The organism is Treponema denticola (assembly GCF_024400535.1).
GTDB classification, from domain to species: Bacteria; Spirochaetota; Spirochaetia; order Treponematales; family Treponemataceae; genus Treponema_B; species Treponema_B denticola_C.
Genome location: NZ_CP038800.1, coordinates 279,559 through 294,600, shown reverse-complemented (window position 1 = coordinate 294,600; position 15,042 = coordinate 279,559). Strand labels below are relative to the sequence as shown.

Sequence of the window (15,042 nt, the reverse complement as noted above, 5' to 3'; positions counted from 1 at the left end):
TTAAAAAACCGTATATTTTATAACTTCATGTATTTGGACATAAAGCTCAAGTTCAGCCTTAAAAAAACCTGACTCGACAAAGAGGCGGGGAGAAGACTTTATTAAGACCGAGCCTCTAATTTCCTTAGGTTTATTTTTTAAAAAACTTCTGGCATATTCGCGTACTGCATTTTTTACAGCTTCAGTATAGGCCTCATAAACACCTTCAAGTTCGGCAAATCTGTCTCCCTGCCCCCTTCCCTTGATGGTTTTATGAGAATTCTTTGTCCAAAGTTTAAACCTCATTGCATAAGACTCGGGGATTCTGTGCTCTGCCCACGAATAACAATAGGGGTACTTAAGCCTCACATCTGTAATCTTTATATTTTTACCCGTAATCTTAAAAACAGGCTCAAGCTCAAAGGATTCCTCTACCCCCGGTTTTTTATCGTATGGGGTATAAGAAAAATCCAGTCCATATGTCATTCCGGAAAGAACATAGGAAGAAAGCTCCAATATAGCCTCCTTAGGAGGCTTAAATGTTCCGGTATTTCCTTCACCAAGCCCTTTCGGAGCCTCATCAAGAAATACCCATACCGGAGCTCTAACAATTAAAGCTTCACTTTCAGACGAACCTGAATAAGATTCCGTATAAAGAGTAAGACTTAATAAAAAAAGAAGGAGAGCTGCCGATTTCCTCATAAATTAATTATCGGATATTTTTAGCCTCTTTTTGAGTTCCAAATTTTAAGAGGTTTGATACCGAAACGTATTCTTATATAGCACCATCCTGCAAAAAGGCCTATAAAATGAGTTAAATGAGCTATACCGTCTCCGATTGAAAAAATACTTATAAGCTCGATTACGGCATAACCTAAGATTAAAAGAGGGGCCGGTACGGGAACGACTGCCCAAAGATATATTATTGAATCTGGATACATTACCGCATATAGAAGCAAAATACCGAAAATAGCCCCGGATGCCCCCATAAGTGTTATATAATAAAATCCTGTTAGAGTGTATACAATAAAACTTAAAGCACCGCAAATTGTCCCTATCAAAAGATAATAAAGCACGAATTCTTTTGTTCCGATTTTACGCTCTATAGGTACTCCGAAAAAAAAGAGAGCGAGCATATTAAAAATCAAATGGAAAAAATCTCCATGAACAAATTGATAGGTAAAAATTTGCCAATAAGCGTTGGAATTTAATACAAGAAATGGAACAAGACCTAAATATACATTTAAAGTCCGAAAAAGGCTTGTAAGGATAAAAACTATTACATTTATAATAGCCATCGCGAGCACTGCATTCTTATATGTATATTTAAAAGGAGTCCGTAAAAATTTCATGTATAAAATATCGAAAATTTTTAAGATTTAGGCAAGTTATTTTTAGATAATGTTATACGATTACGCCCGTTTTGCTTGGACTCATATAAGGCTTTATCGGCTCTATCGACAAGGGATTTAGCCGATTCAAGATCAAAATTATAGCTTGAAATACCTATAGAAATTGTAACTTTCAGCTCATTATTATCATATACAACAACTTTAGACTCAACCAGCTTTCTTATCCTTTCGGCAACATTCATTGCGGTTTTATATGGAGTATTGCTTAACATCAAAACAAACTCTTCACCGCCGTACCTTGCCGCAGTATCTGACTTCCGGGTACAGCTTTTTATAATACCGGCAATTTCTTCCAAGACGGTATCTCCTGCAGCATGTCCATAAGTGTCATTGATTTGCTTAAAAAAATCGATATCCATCATTAAAATCGACAGGTTTTCATCTTTTTTTCCTGAAGAGTTAATAATATCCAATCGATCCATTAAAATCGTAAAAAAGTAATGCTTCAATTTTAAATGGGTCATTATATCTGTGGTTGTCATCTCCAAAAGCAGAGCATTATTAATGGCTATAGCCGCCAAAGACGCTATATTCGCTATCAAATTTTTTTCATAATCGGTAAATTGATGCCCCTTTTCCATTTGTTCACCCAAAAGTAAAAATCCTATCATCTTAGTCTTAGCCTTTAAAGGAACAAAAAATGAGGGTTTAAGGTTAAAAACAGCTTCAGTTACCTTATCCCGCTTAATATTTTGGCTTATCTCTTCAGTAGAAGCGCCCGATTCTTCTTTTTCTAGGAAATTTATAAGAGGATGCCCCATTTCAATTGAATATGAAATATCACGGGGTATATCAAAGCCGTAGTGGTCTCTATTTAGAACAAATACGTTATCGGTAAAAGATTTTTTTGTAAAAATTGCAGCGCCGAAAGTTTTTAACTGAGCCATCACAATATATAGGATTGCTTCAATCAAACGGTCAAATTCCAATACGGAATTTAAGCTTTTTGAAATTTCCAATAGCTGTTTTAAATCAAAAATCTCTTTTTCTTGATAAAAAATTTTGTCAGAGTATTTTTTCGAATTGTCAGCGTTTAATGTTTTTTTTAATAATTTTTCTTTTGGGTTTAGTTTCATACTTTTTTTCCTTTTTAATTAAATTCGGGCATATCGATGACGACATATTTTTTTAAAAGCTCTATCATTTTTTCAAAATTTTCCATTCCTTTTGAAAAAGCTAAAAACTTTTCTTTATTTTTTGTAGAGTTAATCATTGAGGTTATATTATGCACATGTTCAGGGGCCGCTTTATAAGCATCCTTTATTATAAGATTACAAAATTTAAATAAATTTATATAATGTTTTCCTGCGTCTTCTAAAAATTTCTTTGCACGCAAATTCATTTCGTCTAGAATTTTTGAAAGAGGCTTTTCAAAATCTCCGCCGCTTTCAATTCTGGTTAAATATCCTCTTACAAGTTCTATAGAAGATTCGTTTTTACCGTACATTATTTTCTCTAAATCGTCTATTTTTGAAGCAACAGCAGCACAATAATAATAGTCAGAGGCAAAATTAGATTGCATCTGTTTATCTTCAAAAAAGCCTTCAACCAGCAGCTCTCTTAAAAAAGGTTCAAATAATGGCTTAAAAAAGCATTTTGTATAGGTTTTTAAAATTTCCAGAGGTTTTATCCAATCTAAAGAAAGTTTTGTTAAAGATTGGATCCTATTATTTAACTCTTCATTATATAGATTGAGTTTTAACATCTCTTGATTTTCAAATAAGCCGTTTATAAGAGATGCCATTTGTGCATCTTGCCTTAATTTAAGTATTTTTTTTGTATCCGAGCTAAAACTTGCTATAATTCTTGTCTTATATTCTTCTAACTCAGAGAAGCTTCTGGGAAGCTTTATCTTATCCTCAAAATGAGGATCTTTTTTTATCAATTTTGCAAGATTGATAAGTGTATTTTTACCTAAACTTGTCGTTAATGTAAAGGAAAGAAGCTGTAAGCTCTTTTTTAAAAAATCCCCATCCAGCTTTTTGTCTTCAGGCTGCATAGAGTTGACAAAAAAAAGAACCGAAACCAGATCATCATCGAGACTTATATTGCGGATAAGATAGTCCAAATCAAGAATTTCCTGTAAGACAACCATTCCGTCGACATTTTCAAAATTAAAACGCTCTCTTACAGCATCCGTATCGGTTATTGTACTAAACCCAGGGTCAAAATAGGCAAAAAAGGTATTAAATTTGAAGCTGCAAAAATCAAAAAAGGCAAAAACTTTATTAGTCTTTATGTCTACAGTCTTAAATACGGGTTCGCTTAAAGAAAATAGTAATTCGTCAAAGTTTTTTACTTGATCTTTTAGTTTTTGTTCAAAATCCTCGCCGGTAAAATCCCCTAAACTCTCAATTCTATTAGCGAAGAGAATGCCCTCTTTTAATTTCTTTTGATTTTCTGAAAAGGAGGCTTCAACAAGGCTATCTAAAAAAGAGTTAGAAATTCTAATATCGTTTGAGCATATAGATTCCTTTAAAAGATTATTAAAAGGCAGGCTAACACGATAAAGCTCATATATAATCATAGGTAAGCCAGCCAAAATGGTATTATCATTGCGGTATACAGGATATTTGCATGCTTTTACCTCCTGCATTATAGCCCGCAAAGCTTTTTGCGAATTTATTTCTTCATCGCTTGAGAAAAATAAGGAATAAAAAAAACCTTTAATATATTGAATTAAATTAGTTAGCACTGACACTTTCCATATTATCAGAAATTATCCTAATTTTCAAGTATAGATAATACCTTGATTATCTTTTACATAAATTCAACTGATAGAATAATTTATTATACTGCCAGCTCTTTGCCGTCATCAAATTTTGGAGGTATTATTAACTATGAGTTATGATTATGCATCTGTTTTAGCTAAAAATATAAAACGAATTCGGCATAAGCTGGAAATGTCACAGATGGAACTGGCTTTGAGGGCAGATGTTTCTATCGCCTTTATCAATGCAATAGAAAATAAACAAAAGTGGGTTTCAGCAACAACTCTTTCGAAAATTACGGATGCTTTGAACACCTCACCTTATGAACTTTTTGTCACAGATGATATGGATAAAAAAGACTTAAAGGTAATGGCGGGCCGTCATTATGAGTTGATAGCCGATTTAAATGCTATTGTCAAAAAATATGCCCAAGATTGACCTAAAGAAATCTTATGGAAATTAAAGCTGATTATTATTTTGCCTTAAATAAATTCAGTAACCTTTATGTTTTAATTTAGTTATACATCAGTATGCATAAGATAGCATTTTTATTTTGAGCAAATCTATGACAGAGTACTTGTTTATGTGTTTACCTTTCTGCATAATTTTATAAAATAGATCTGCAAATAAGTTCGGATATCCGCTTTTAGGGGGGCCCTGTGCGCTTAAAACAAAAGATTATTCTCTCAAATGCAATAGTTTTTAATGCTTTAATAATTATAGCTGTTCTTATTAACTTTTTTTACGCAGCTAATATTTTTAGTATAAACCTGGACGGTAAAAACAGGCTAAGGGCGGATCTTATCGCGATGGAGATAGATGAGTGGCTTATTCAAAAAACTACAGTCATCGAGAAGTCTATAGAAACTCTTACTTATATGGATCTAACCGATTATGAATCATGTACCAGTTTTTTAGTAAACCTCAATCAAACCGATCCTGAAACAGACTATGCAGTATTTTATGAAAACGGAGTCTTTGCAAACGGACAAAACTGGAAGCCTTCGCCTTCTTATAACCCAAGAGAAAGGCCATGGTACAGAGAGGCAAAGAAAACAACCGAGACTATAATAACAGAGCCTTATATAAGCATAAGCTCAAGACCGGATTCAATAGTTTTTTCAGTTTTAAAGCAGTTTACTACCAAAAACGGCATCAAAGGAGTTTTCTTAGGAGAAATCAAGATAAATGAATTGCTATCCCTGATACAAAAACTTAAAAGTAATGAAGGCTCTTATTCTTTTTTGATTGATGCCGACTGCTGCATATTGTCTCACCCAAATGAACAGTATATATTAAGTTTAAACAAAACTACAAAACTGTTCCAGATAGAAGGAGGTTCCCTTTTTACCGACTATCTAAATAAATTGAATTTGGATAGAGAGTACCATGCCCCATTGCCTGAGATAAAAGATTATGACGGGCAGAAACGCTTTTTCTATTTTGCACAATCTAAATTATCAAACTGGACAGTAGGTTTTGCAATACCGGCTTCAGACCTGTACGGCCCAATAAACGGACTAAAAATTAGAGGAATTTTGTTTGTACTGATTCTTACCGTTTTTGTAAATCTTCTTTCATTTATAATAGCAAGAAGGGTTGCGAATCCTATTGAAAAAATTACAAGCAGACTGGAAAAGGCTGCAAAAAATAATGAACTCATTAAATTCGATTTTTTGGATAAACAGAGCCATGAGCTTAACAGAATTGCTAAAAGTTTTAATGCTGTAATAAAAAACTCTAAAACACCTTCAAATAAGGATATAAGTTTTAGCAAAAATACTGCTACTTTGACTCAAAAAGTGGAAAAGATCATTCTTGAAATGAATGAAAACGATAAAATATATCTTTTATATCTGGATATAGATAAGTTTAAGATGATCAATCAGCTTTGGGGATACTATGCAGGCAATGCTCTTATAGAACATGTTCACTCTGTAGTATTGAGCTACATAAAATCTATAAATATGCCTGAAGATTCCTTTATCCATGTTATGGGAGACGAGTTTGCAATCTTTTATATGGGTTCTGAAGAGCAGGTACGCAATTTTGCACAAGAAATTATAAATAAAATTGCCAATGGTCCCTTTATTTGGAGCGAAAAAAAATTAACCGTTTGTATAAGCGTGGGTATTGTAAATATACCCAAAGGCACACAAAGTTCTCAAGATATACTTTCAAGTGCATATGATGCATGTGCTTTAGCCTTTAAAAACGGCGGAAATTGTTATCAGTTATTACCATTTTCCAGCGTCAGCGGTTTTTCACGAGGAAATATTTCATTTTGGCTAAATACAATTCAAAAGGCCTTAAAAGAAAACCGTTTTGTACTATACGCCCAAGCAATTATGCCCCTAAATGATCTTTTATCTCATACTAAGTATGAAATTCTGGTAAGACTTAAAAGCGATGATGATCATATCATAGAACCGGATGTCTTTATTCCTATCGCTGAAAGATACAATCTTATATATGAAATCGATAAATGGGTAATCAAAAACGCTTTTGCTTTTTTTGCCGATGCCGTAAAAAAAGGTATTATTGATGATACTGTCATATTTTCAATTAATATTTCGGCCGATTCTTTTTTTTCAAATGACCTTATAGAATTTATAACTGAAAACCGTAAAGCATTCAATATTCAGCCTCATAACTTTTGTTTTGAAATAACCGAAAGCTGTGCCGTCCGTAACCTTGAAGCAAATTCAAAATTAGTTACGGAATTAAGAAAGCAAGGATTTTCATTTGCCCTAGATGACTTTGGAAAAGGGTTTTCTTACTTTCCATATTTAAAAACCTTACCCATAGACTATGTAAAAATAGACGGCTCTTTTATAAAGTCAATAGATAAAGATTATGTAGATTTTTCAATGGTAAAGGCTATGAGAGATATGTGCCACCATCTAGGTCTTTACACAATAGGTGAATATGCCGAAAACGAAAAAATCGTTTCAATTTTAAAAGATATAGGAATTGATTATGGGCAAGGCTATGCCTTCCAAAAACCTGTTCCCATTGCAGAAGCTATAAAGCTTCAAAACAATAGGAACGGAATATAGGGGCCTAGTTCTTTTTTTCGCCCCAGATTTCTTTAAATGTATGAATGGTACCGCAATATTGGCAAGCATAGCGATTGTCGATTGTGCGGTAAAAAATGGCGGGAACGCCTTCCGATTGCGCCGGATGCGAAACACAAGCCTCGTTCTTACAAATCAGATCTTCAAAATTATAAATTCGAGGCGGAAGGTGAGTACGGTACTTTGACTGAATTTTTCCGTCTTTTATTAGGTTGAGGGTACAGCTCGAAGCAACGGCAGACAGCCTCTTTAAGTCTGCCCTCGAAAACTTATACTCTCCCGGTCGGAAAATTATACCTTTAAAAGTTCCCTTATCTTTTGTAGAAGTTGACACCCATTCACCGCCCTTACCTTCTTCAAGTCCCATAACATTTATAATCTTGGACATGTGATGTCTTATTACTGAGGGCTTCTCTCCTCGGCAAATATGGTCAATAACTATTCCGTTTTGTATGGGCCGGACGCCTTCGGAAAAGGTTTCAACCTTGCTTTCTTTGGAATTATTTATGGGAACTTCAACTATGTAGTCTTCATCTGCGGCACGTTCACAAGATTTAGGTTCAGGCCCCTTATAGTCATCACCTATTTTACCTGCAATCATCGAAAGAAGAACCATTCTTACGTACATTCCGTTTATGGATTGTCTTTCCCAGCCGTTAAGAGAGGTTGTATCTAAAAAAGTAGGAATCGTCGGATGTACGCGGTGTCTTGGAAGAGGATGATAGAAGCGGGTATTTTTAGGAAGTTTTTCGATAAATTCTTTTCGGAAAGTTATGGAGCGGCGGAGCTCGTCTTGCTTTTTTAAAACCTGCTCGCCCATTCTTTCAAGCTGGGGGCGGGTAAAGTACCAAATAAGCGCTACATCGGACTGTCCCAGATATTCCTCTATCGAAGAAAATTCCCTTACGGTAAAGCCGTTTTCCTGCATCCTGACCTTGTAATATTCAGGCATAGCAAGTTCGGCAGGAGCTATAAGGTCAACCTTTACAGACTTAAAAATTTTAAGACCATCGGCCTTTGAGTGTACAGTTCTTCCGTGGTACAAGTCGCCTACTAAGGCTATGTGAATCTTGTCGAATGACCAGTTATTATCTTCGATAAAAGTAAATTCATCAAGAAGCTCTTGAGTAGGATGCTCATGCCTCCCGTCTCCGGCATTTATAAAGGCCGGTTTTCTCTTTAAATTGTTTCTTTGATAAAATGCCTGAGCCTCGTCCTCAAGCCAGCGGCAGACTCCTTCAACCTTGCTGCGTACAATAAAAATGCTGTTTTGATAGCCTGCAAGAGTATTAAATGTGTCGGCATAGCTTTCTCCCTTGTTAAAAGAAGAAGATTCAACAGCTAAATCGCTTAATTTTACTTGATGAAATTTGGCTGCATTCCTAAACGATTCTTTTGTGCGGGTACTGGGTTCCAAAAAAACCTCATAAATACCGAAATCTTTGTCGTTAATTCTAAATTCATCCATAACCTTTTGATCATCTTCTTGAATGGCTTTTTTTAAGCGCTTTGTCTTGTCAAAAAGGTATTTTCTTTCATCGATTGATAAATCGTCGATAACCGTCAATGAACGGCCCATAAATTTGTTTGCCATTTTAAACTCCTGTTAATAAAACAAAAATGCAAAAAAAAACATCGGCAAAACCGATGTTATCAAAATAAACGGGGGAGGCAGAATCTGCAGCTTATAGTAGTTAATGAATAAATCATCTTGGCCCCTCCATGAAAATGCGGACTTAACCGCATATATTAGGAGAGATTTTATCAAAAATTAAAAAAGCTGTCAATAGAATGACAATATTAAATTCAGTCTTGATTTTTTTTAGAAAAAATTATATTATTGACAAATTATTTTTAGGGGTAACTTATGGCTTTTTTTTATGATGAACCTTCGCATACATTCAGTGAATATTTATTGATCCCGCGTCTTTCGGGAATTGAACACGTTCCTCAGGCGGTTTCCCTTAAAACGCCTTTAACAAAATATAAAAACGGCAAAAAGCCTAAAATCAGTTTAAACATTCCTTTAGTTTCTTCGATAATGCAGTCTGTTTCGGATCATAATATGGCTATAGCTTTAGCACGTGAAGGAGGGCTTTCTTTTATATTCGGCTCTCAATCTATTGAAAGTGAAGCTAAAATGGTTTTAAGAGTTAAAAACTATAGGGCAGGTTTTGTAGAAAGCGATTCAAACCTCACGCCTGAGCATCATTTAAGAGATGTTTTAGATTTAAAGGACAGGACAGACCATACTACCGTTGCCGTAACCCATGACGGAACCGGACATGGAAAACTCTTAGGTGTAGTTACAGGCAGGGATTACCGCATAGGGCATACGGATTTAGATACAAAGGTAAAAGAATTTATGACCCCTATCGAACGCCTTCATGTTGCCGAAGAAGGCATAAGCCTAAAAAAAGCTCAAGACATTATTTGGGAGTATAAACTAAATTCTCTACCCATTTTGGATAAAAAAGGATGCCTCGTAGCCTTTGTTTTTAGAAAAGATTATGAAAGCAATACGGAAAACCCGCTCGAACTTCTTGACGAAAAAAAACGGTACATGGTAGGAGCAGGTATAAATACAAGGGACTATGAAGAGCGAGTTCCTGCCCTTGTAGAAGCCGGAGCAGATGTACTTTGTATCGATTCTTCGGACGGATTTAGCGATTGGCAAAAACAAACAATTCAATTTGTAAAAGAAAAATACGGAGAGTCTATTCCTGTAGGAGCAGGAAATGTTGTCGATGCAGACGGATTTAACTTTTTAGCAGATGCCGGAGCCGACTTTATAAAGGTAGGAATAGGGGGCGGTTCAATCTGCATTACCCGTGAGACAAAGGGAATAGGAAGAGGTCAGGCCACTGCCGTAATAGAGGTTGCTAAAGCCCGAGACGAATATTTTAAAAAGAAGGGCGTCTATATTCCTATCTGCTCGGACGGCGGAATTGTCTTTGATTATCACATAACGCTGGCTTTGGCTATGGGAAGCGACTTCTGTATGTTAGGACGCTATTTTGCGCGCTTTGATGAAAGCCCTACAAACAAGGTATTAATTAACGGCAACTATATGAAAGAGTACTGGGGAGAAGGCTCTGCGAGAGCTAGAAACTGGCAGCGATACGATTCGGGCGGGGAGAAAAAACTTTCATTTGAAGAAGGTGTAGACTCCTATGTGCCATATGCAGGAAAACTCCATGACAATGTCTCAGTAACCCTAAACAAGATACGCTCCACCATGTGTAATTGCGGAGTTTTAAGCATTCCGGAATTCCAGCGTGATGCAAAAATTACCTTGGTTTCTTCCGCAAGTATTATAGAAGGAGGGCCTCATGATGTCGTCCTAAAAGACATGAGTCACTCCTCAGGTTCCAATTATTAATTATAGAGCAGCTTAAATTACATATAAGGCTTAACTTTTTTATCTCCCGAATGTGCATTTTGCCGCTTCTTGCCGTAATGGAAATCGGCTGGATCGAATTAGCGGAATAGTTGTGTCTGTCTTATGATTCCATCAATATCTTGTTAAATTTCATAAAATAAAAAGCCTGGTTCGCCCATCGGTATTTCTTTTGTAAGTTTACCTTGATGCCAAACAAAGGCGCCTCCTCCTATAGCCTGAGCATTTTTCTTTACAAGGGAATTTATAAATAAAACCGGTTTATCTAGGATTGCAGTTCTTTCGGCATAGGCTGTGTCTTCACCGTTTTTCCATTCTTCCTTTGTATAACCGCAAAATACCGGCCATAAAAAGGCATCGGGATTAAGGCTTATAATAGGCTCTAAAAGATTATCTTCCCATAAGTCTCCGCAGATAAAAACGGCAAGACGCTTAGCCTCAAAATCAAACTCAAAAAACTCTTTTCCTTCCCGATAGTCGGCACAGGTACCTTCAATTCTCCAGCCTTGGGAAACTCTTTTATAAAGGCAAAGCATTTCTCCGTTTTTTCCTAGTATTATGTAGGAGCTGAAAATAGCGCCATGGTCATTTTCGATAAAGCCGAAACCTATGGCTGTTTTTCCTTTTTTGGCAATTGAACGAATCTTTGCAATGGGTTCAGAGTTTATTTGTAAGGCCGTCAAGATATCTTTTTTGTATTCAAAACAAAGAGAGTCAAAGCCCTGTAAAAAACTTTCTCCAAATAGAAGAAGATCGGGCTTTTCAGACCTTGTCTTTTCTATAAAGCCTTCAATCTGCGATATATTAAAATCAATATCATTGTTTTTATTTTCCGATGCACAAAGTCCGATTTTCATACTTTCCTCCATCATAAAAAAAGGGGCAGCCGATATAAAGCAAAAGCCTTTCGGAGCCCCTATCTCAATTAAAAAAAAGCAGTCCTTAGCAGTAAACGCTCTTTAAATAGTCCAAATCCAATTCAGGATAAAGAACAAATTTATGTAAAAGGGCATCTACTTCTTTTTGTATCGCTGCTTTTACGGCAGGGTCTACAGCTACATTAGCCTTGCTGGGAGCACCGCTTTTTGTTACACCGGGTTTTGAAGCTTTCAATACCCTGTCGATAATTGAAGCAATCTGCTTCATTTCGGGTTTTCCCATTCCAAGACTTGTTACGGCAGGAGTACCTACACGTAAACCGCTTGTCCACCAGGGGCCGTTCGGATCAAAGGGCAAGCTGTTTCTGTTAAGGGTTACACCGCACTCGGACATTGCAGTTTCCGCCTGGCGGCCGTTTAAGCCGTATTTTGTTACATTAATCAGCATTAAGTGATTGTCTGTTCCGTTTGTCTGGAGCTTCATACCGAGCTTCATACATTCTTCAGCAAGGGCAGCAGCGTTGTCTCTTACATTGTGCGCATAGTCTTGATATTCCTTGCTGCTTGCCTCGCGGAAGGCAACGGCCTTTGCAGCCATAACATGAGGAAGAGGTCCGCCGATTACAAGAGGGCAGCCCTTATCTACAAATTCGGCAAATTCTTTTTTACAAAGAATCATAGCACCGCGGGGGCCTCGGAGAGTTTTGTGGGTTGTAGTTGTTACCACATCAGCCCAAAGAACGGGGTTATATTCGCCTTCAAAAACTTTTCCGGCAACAAGACCGGCAAAGTGGGCCATATCAACCATTAAAACGGCTCCGCATTTATCCGCAATTTCTCTAAATTTCTTAAAGTTAATCTTTCTGGGATAAGCACTGTATCCGGCTAAAAGAATCAAGGGCTTTTCTTCCATTGCTCTTTTTTCGATTTCGGCATAATCAAGCTCACCGGTTTCTTTGTTTACCGTATATGAGCATGTTCTAAACATTTTTGAAGAAACGTTTTGAACATAGCCGTGGGTAAGGTGTCCGCCCGAATAGTAATCCAAGCCCATAAGTTTTTGATTTCCAAGAGCATGGCGTAATTCTTCCCACTCCTCATGGCTCAAACCTTCAAGGTTCATCTTTTTAACCTTTCCGTCTACAACCGTCTCAAATTTCTTTAAGAAGGGCTCTTCAACCTTTGCATTTAAGATAGCCCAATAAGCTACGATATTTGCATCGGCTCCGGAGTGAGGCTGAACATAGGCATGTTCGGCTCCAAATATTTTACATGCTTCTTCGCAAGCAGCCATTTCAACGGCATCGACGTTTTCGCATCCTCCGTAATATCTATGTTCAGGGAATCCTTCTGCATATTTATCGGTAAGTAGGTTACCCATAGCAGCTTGAACTGCCAATGAAGAATAGTTTTCGCTGGCGATAAGTTTCAAGTGACTCCGCTGATTTTCTATTTCTTTTACAATGCTCGATGCAACCTCAGGATACACGGAAGAAACCTGATCCAAATTGGCTAAATATGCAACCATAGCTAACTTTGCATTTGAGCCTTCTTTTTCAAGGTATTTTTTTAAACCCTCTTTCATAGTATAACTCCTATATAATATGTTTTATATAATTTACTTCTGTATTATATCAATTTTTGAGATTATGTTCTAGTCAGTTTACGTATAGAATATTACTTGTTATTTTTATACTTTCGATAATCAAGATAATGATTATAAAAAATATAGATTTTTTCAAATAGAAAAACAAAGATTATAAAAGCGCAAGAATACTCTGCAATTAAAAAAGTATTTTGAAACTTTTTTAGGAATGGAATAAAAAATTCTAAAATCTTTATGGTATACAAAACCATAGTTGCTGCAATGGTTATCTTCCCTCCCTGAGTTGATCTTATCTCCATGGGAAACTTTAAAATCATAAAAAAAATCATTCCAAGAGCTTGAAACATAAGTCTTATAAAAATCAGATAAAAAAACCAGTTAGGTAATATACCTAATTGATAATAGATTATTGACACTAAAGCGAGGAGGGAATAATCGCTCATAGAATCAAGCATTCTTCCTATTTTTGTTTCTTGATTACATTTTCTAGCTATAAGACCATCAAACAAATCGGTCAAAAATACTAAAATCAAAACTACTGCTAAAATAGTTTTAATTCCCTCTACTTCATTTTGCTTTAACAAAAAAGCAATCAAAGGAACGGAGCTTATTCTGCAAAGAGTTATAATGTTTGCAATATTTATCTTCTCAAGCATTAGACCGTTTTGTACATTTATAAATTCTCCCTTGTAAAAAATCAAAAAAAACAAAAGAAGAGAGTGCCATAATACTATATGAATTAAAAAAGAAATAAAAATTTCCGCATTTGTATTAAAAATCTTATAAACTGCAAAAATAAACGCACACTGAAAAAGCAAAAAAAACAAAACCAATCTGCCGATCTTTTTTTCCATAAAACTTTTCTTAACTCCACAATACATTTATTGTTTATTTATGATTTTTTCTTTTTCGTAATGTATAAGTGTAAAAAATAATACTCCAATAAGTATAATACCCATCAAAATAACCATTGCTTCAAATCCTCTTAATATTATTGAAAGCGCCGTAAATAAATTAATTATTATCTGAAATATCATAAAGATCCCCAAAGCACCTCTAGGACTGAAACCTATTAGCATGAGTTTATGATGTAAATGAAACCGATCACCCTGCCCTACAGGCTGTTTATCCCTTAAACGCCTCCAGATTGCAGCAATAGTATCAAATATAGGTAACATCAAAATAACTGCAGCAAATTGAATATCTGCAGATTCATAACCCTCAGGGTTTGGAATCAAAGGAAGAACGGATAAAGCAAAGCCTAATACTTGTGAACCGCAGTCTCCCATAAATATTTTTGCAACAGGACGAGAAAGATTGAAAAATAAAAAGCCTACAAGTACAAAAACCAGTATCAAAACATACAAAATAATCACCCGGCTTACACCGTTAATATGATAAACAACTGCATAAGTTAAAAGAACGGAGATACTCAAACAACCGGCTTGTCCGTCAATTCCATCCATTAAATTTACTGCATTAGTAATACCTATTATCCACAAAAAAGTAATTATATAAGATCCATACCCTAAACTCCAAGAAAAACCGAGAGGAGTAAAACTTATTTTTTTAAATGTATAGCCGCCATAAATTACAAGAATAGCGGCGCAACTTTGAATTAATAATTTAAAAACGGCCCTCCAGTTTTTTATATCATCCCAGAGTCCCATTATAAAAATTATAGTGCCGCCTGCAAAAATATAAAAAAAGTTAGAATTAGCTAAACTCAAAGAAGGAAATCTAAAATGTAATATAACTACTGAAAAGAAATACGCAAGACCAAAACCTAATCCGCCGAGTCTCGGTATATTACCCGAGTGAATTTTCCTTCCTCCTGTTTCATCATATAAATTGTGTTTTTTTGAGAAAAGAATAGTTAGAAAAACAAATAAAGCAGATATCAAACACGGAAGAGCTGCAATATAAAAAATAAACTGGACCGAGTTCAAGTTCAAAAATCAGATCTCCTTTTAAGAAAT

Annotated in this window: 12 protein-coding genes; 3 read left to right on the top strand and 9 right to left on the bottom strand. The window is 35.7% G+C overall.

Features of this window, described 5'->3' with window-relative positions:
* The 4 genes from E4N78_RS01310 to E4N78_RS01295 are packed head-to-tail and all read right to left on the bottom strand — an operon-like array spanning position 1 to position 4,086.
* Positions 1-681, bottom strand: a complete 681-nt coding sequence (locus tag E4N78_RS01310; RefSeq protein WP_255811306.1) for a hypothetical protein — start codon at positions 679-681, stop codon at positions 1-3.
* Positions 682-701: 20 nt separating this feature from the next.
* Positions 702-1,331 carry a rhomboid family intramembrane serine protease gene (locus tag E4N78_RS01305; RefSeq protein ID WP_370644990.1) on the bottom strand — a complete coding sequence of 210 codons (630 nt, stop codon included), beginning with the start codon at positions 1,329-1,331 and terminating at the stop codon, positions 702-704.
* Between the two features lie 20 nt (positions 1,332-1,351).
* Positions 1,352-2,467: a diguanylate cyclase DgcA gene (gene dgcA / locus E4N78_RS01300; RefSeq protein WP_255811304.1), complete on the bottom strand. Its 1,116-nt coding sequence runs from the start codon at positions 2,465-2,467 to the stop codon at positions 1,352-1,354.
* 14 nt (positions 2,468-2,481) lie between these two features.
* Positions 2,482-4,086 (bottom strand): hypothetical protein, encoded by a 1,605-nt coding sequence (locus tag E4N78_RS01295; RefSeq protein WP_255811303.1) that lies wholly within the window; start codon positions 4,084-4,086, stop codon positions 2,482-2,484.
* 145 nt (positions 4,087-4,231) lie between these two features.
* On the opposite strand from E4N78_RS01295, the gene E4N78_RS01290 reads away from it, so the two are divergent.
* Both E4N78_RS01290 and E4N78_RS01285 read left to right on the top strand, forming a co-directional pair.
* Positions 4,232-4,540, top strand: coding sequence for a helix-turn-helix domain-containing protein (locus E4N78_RS01290; RefSeq protein ID WP_255811302.1), 309 nt, complete (start codon positions 4,232-4,234; stop codon positions 4,538-4,540).
* 221 nt (positions 4,541-4,761) lie between these two features.
* The gene (locus E4N78_RS01285) at positions 4,762-7,161 is read left to right on the top strand and encodes an EAL domain-containing protein (protein WP_255811301.1); all 2,400 of its coding nucleotides are present in this window, start codon (positions 4,762-4,764) and stop codon (positions 7,159-7,161) included.
* A 4-nt stretch (positions 7,162-7,165) separates the two neighbouring features.
* On the opposite strand, the gene E4N78_RS01280 is transcribed toward E4N78_RS01285, so the two are convergent.
* Positions 7,166-8,773, bottom strand: a complete 1,608-nt coding sequence (locus E4N78_RS01280; RefSeq protein ID WP_255811300.1) for a bifunctional aspartate carbamoyltransferase catalytic subunit/aspartate carbamoyltransferase regulatory subunit — start codon at positions 8,771-8,773, stop codon at positions 7,166-7,168.
* Positions 8,774-9,046: 273 nt separating this feature from the next.
* On the opposite strand from E4N78_RS01280, the gene E4N78_RS01275 reads away from it, so the two are divergent.
* Entirely contained in the window at positions 9,047-10,561 is a 1,515-nt protein-coding gene (locus tag E4N78_RS01275) for an IMP dehydrogenase (RefSeq protein WP_255811299.1), read from the top strand.
* Between the two features lie 143 nt (positions 10,562-10,704).
* On the opposite strand, the gene E4N78_RS01270 is transcribed toward E4N78_RS01275, so the two are convergent.
* The 4 genes from E4N78_RS01270 to E4N78_RS01255 form a co-directional block, all read right to left on the bottom strand.
* Entirely contained in the window at positions 10,705-11,436 is a 732-nt protein-coding gene (locus E4N78_RS01270) for a carbon-nitrogen hydrolase family protein (RefSeq protein ID WP_255811298.1), read from the bottom strand.
* An 85-nt stretch (positions 11,437-11,521) separates the two neighbouring features.
* Positions 11,522-13,042, bottom strand: a complete 1,521-nt coding sequence (locus E4N78_RS01265; protein WP_255811297.1) for a glycine hydroxymethyltransferase — start codon at positions 13,040-13,042, stop codon at positions 11,522-11,524.
* 92 nt (positions 13,043-13,134) lie between these two features.
* Positions 13,135-13,917 (bottom strand): CDP-alcohol phosphatidyltransferase family protein, encoded by a 783-nt coding sequence (locus E4N78_RS01260; protein WP_255811296.1) that lies wholly within the window; start codon positions 13,915-13,917, stop codon positions 13,135-13,137.
* 27 nt (positions 13,918-13,944) lie between these two features.
* Complete coding sequence (locus tag E4N78_RS01255; protein WP_370645020.1) at positions 13,945-15,012, bottom strand: MraY family glycosyltransferase; 1,068 nt, start codon at positions 15,010-15,012, stop codon at positions 13,945-13,947.
* Positions 15,013-15,042: the final 30 nt, after the last annotated feature.

What these genes read in the sequence shown, in the direction of transcription:
- E4N78_RS01290 (WP_255811302.1), top strand. Translation starts at nt 4,232, where the DNA reads ATGAGTTATGATTATGCATCTGTTTTAGCTAAAAATATAAAACGAATT.
- dgcA (WP_255811304.1), bottom strand. Translation starts at nt 2,467, where the DNA reads ATGAAACTAAACCCAAAAGAAAAATTATTAAAAAAAACATTAAACGCT.
- E4N78_RS01305 (WP_370644990.1), bottom strand. Translation starts at nt 1,331, where the DNA reads ATGAAATTTTTACGGACTCCTTTTAAATATACATATAAGAATGCAGTG.
- E4N78_RS01280 (WP_255811300.1), bottom strand. Translation starts at nt 8,773, where the DNA reads ATGGCAAACAAATTTATGGGCCGTTCATTGACGGTTATCGACGATTTA.
- E4N78_RS01260 (WP_255811296.1), bottom strand. Translation starts at nt 13,917, where the DNA reads ATGGAAAAAAAGATCGGCAGATTGGTTTTGTTTTTTTTGCTTTTTCAG.
- E4N78_RS01310 (WP_255811306.1), bottom strand. Translation starts at nt 681, where the DNA reads ATGAGGAAATCGGCAGCTCTCCTTCTTTTTTTATTAAGTCTTACTCTT.
- E4N78_RS01270 (WP_255811298.1), bottom strand. Translation starts at nt 11,436, where the DNA reads ATGAAAATCGGACTTTGTGCATCGGAAAATAAAAACAATGATATTGAT.
- E4N78_RS01275 (WP_255811299.1), top strand. Translation starts at nt 9,047, where the DNA reads ATGGCTTTTTTTTATGATGAACCTTCGCATACATTCAGTGAATATTTA.
- E4N78_RS01265 (WP_255811297.1), bottom strand. Translation starts at nt 13,042, where the DNA reads ATGAAAGAGGGTTTAAAAAAATACCTTGAAAAAGAAGGCTCAAATGCA.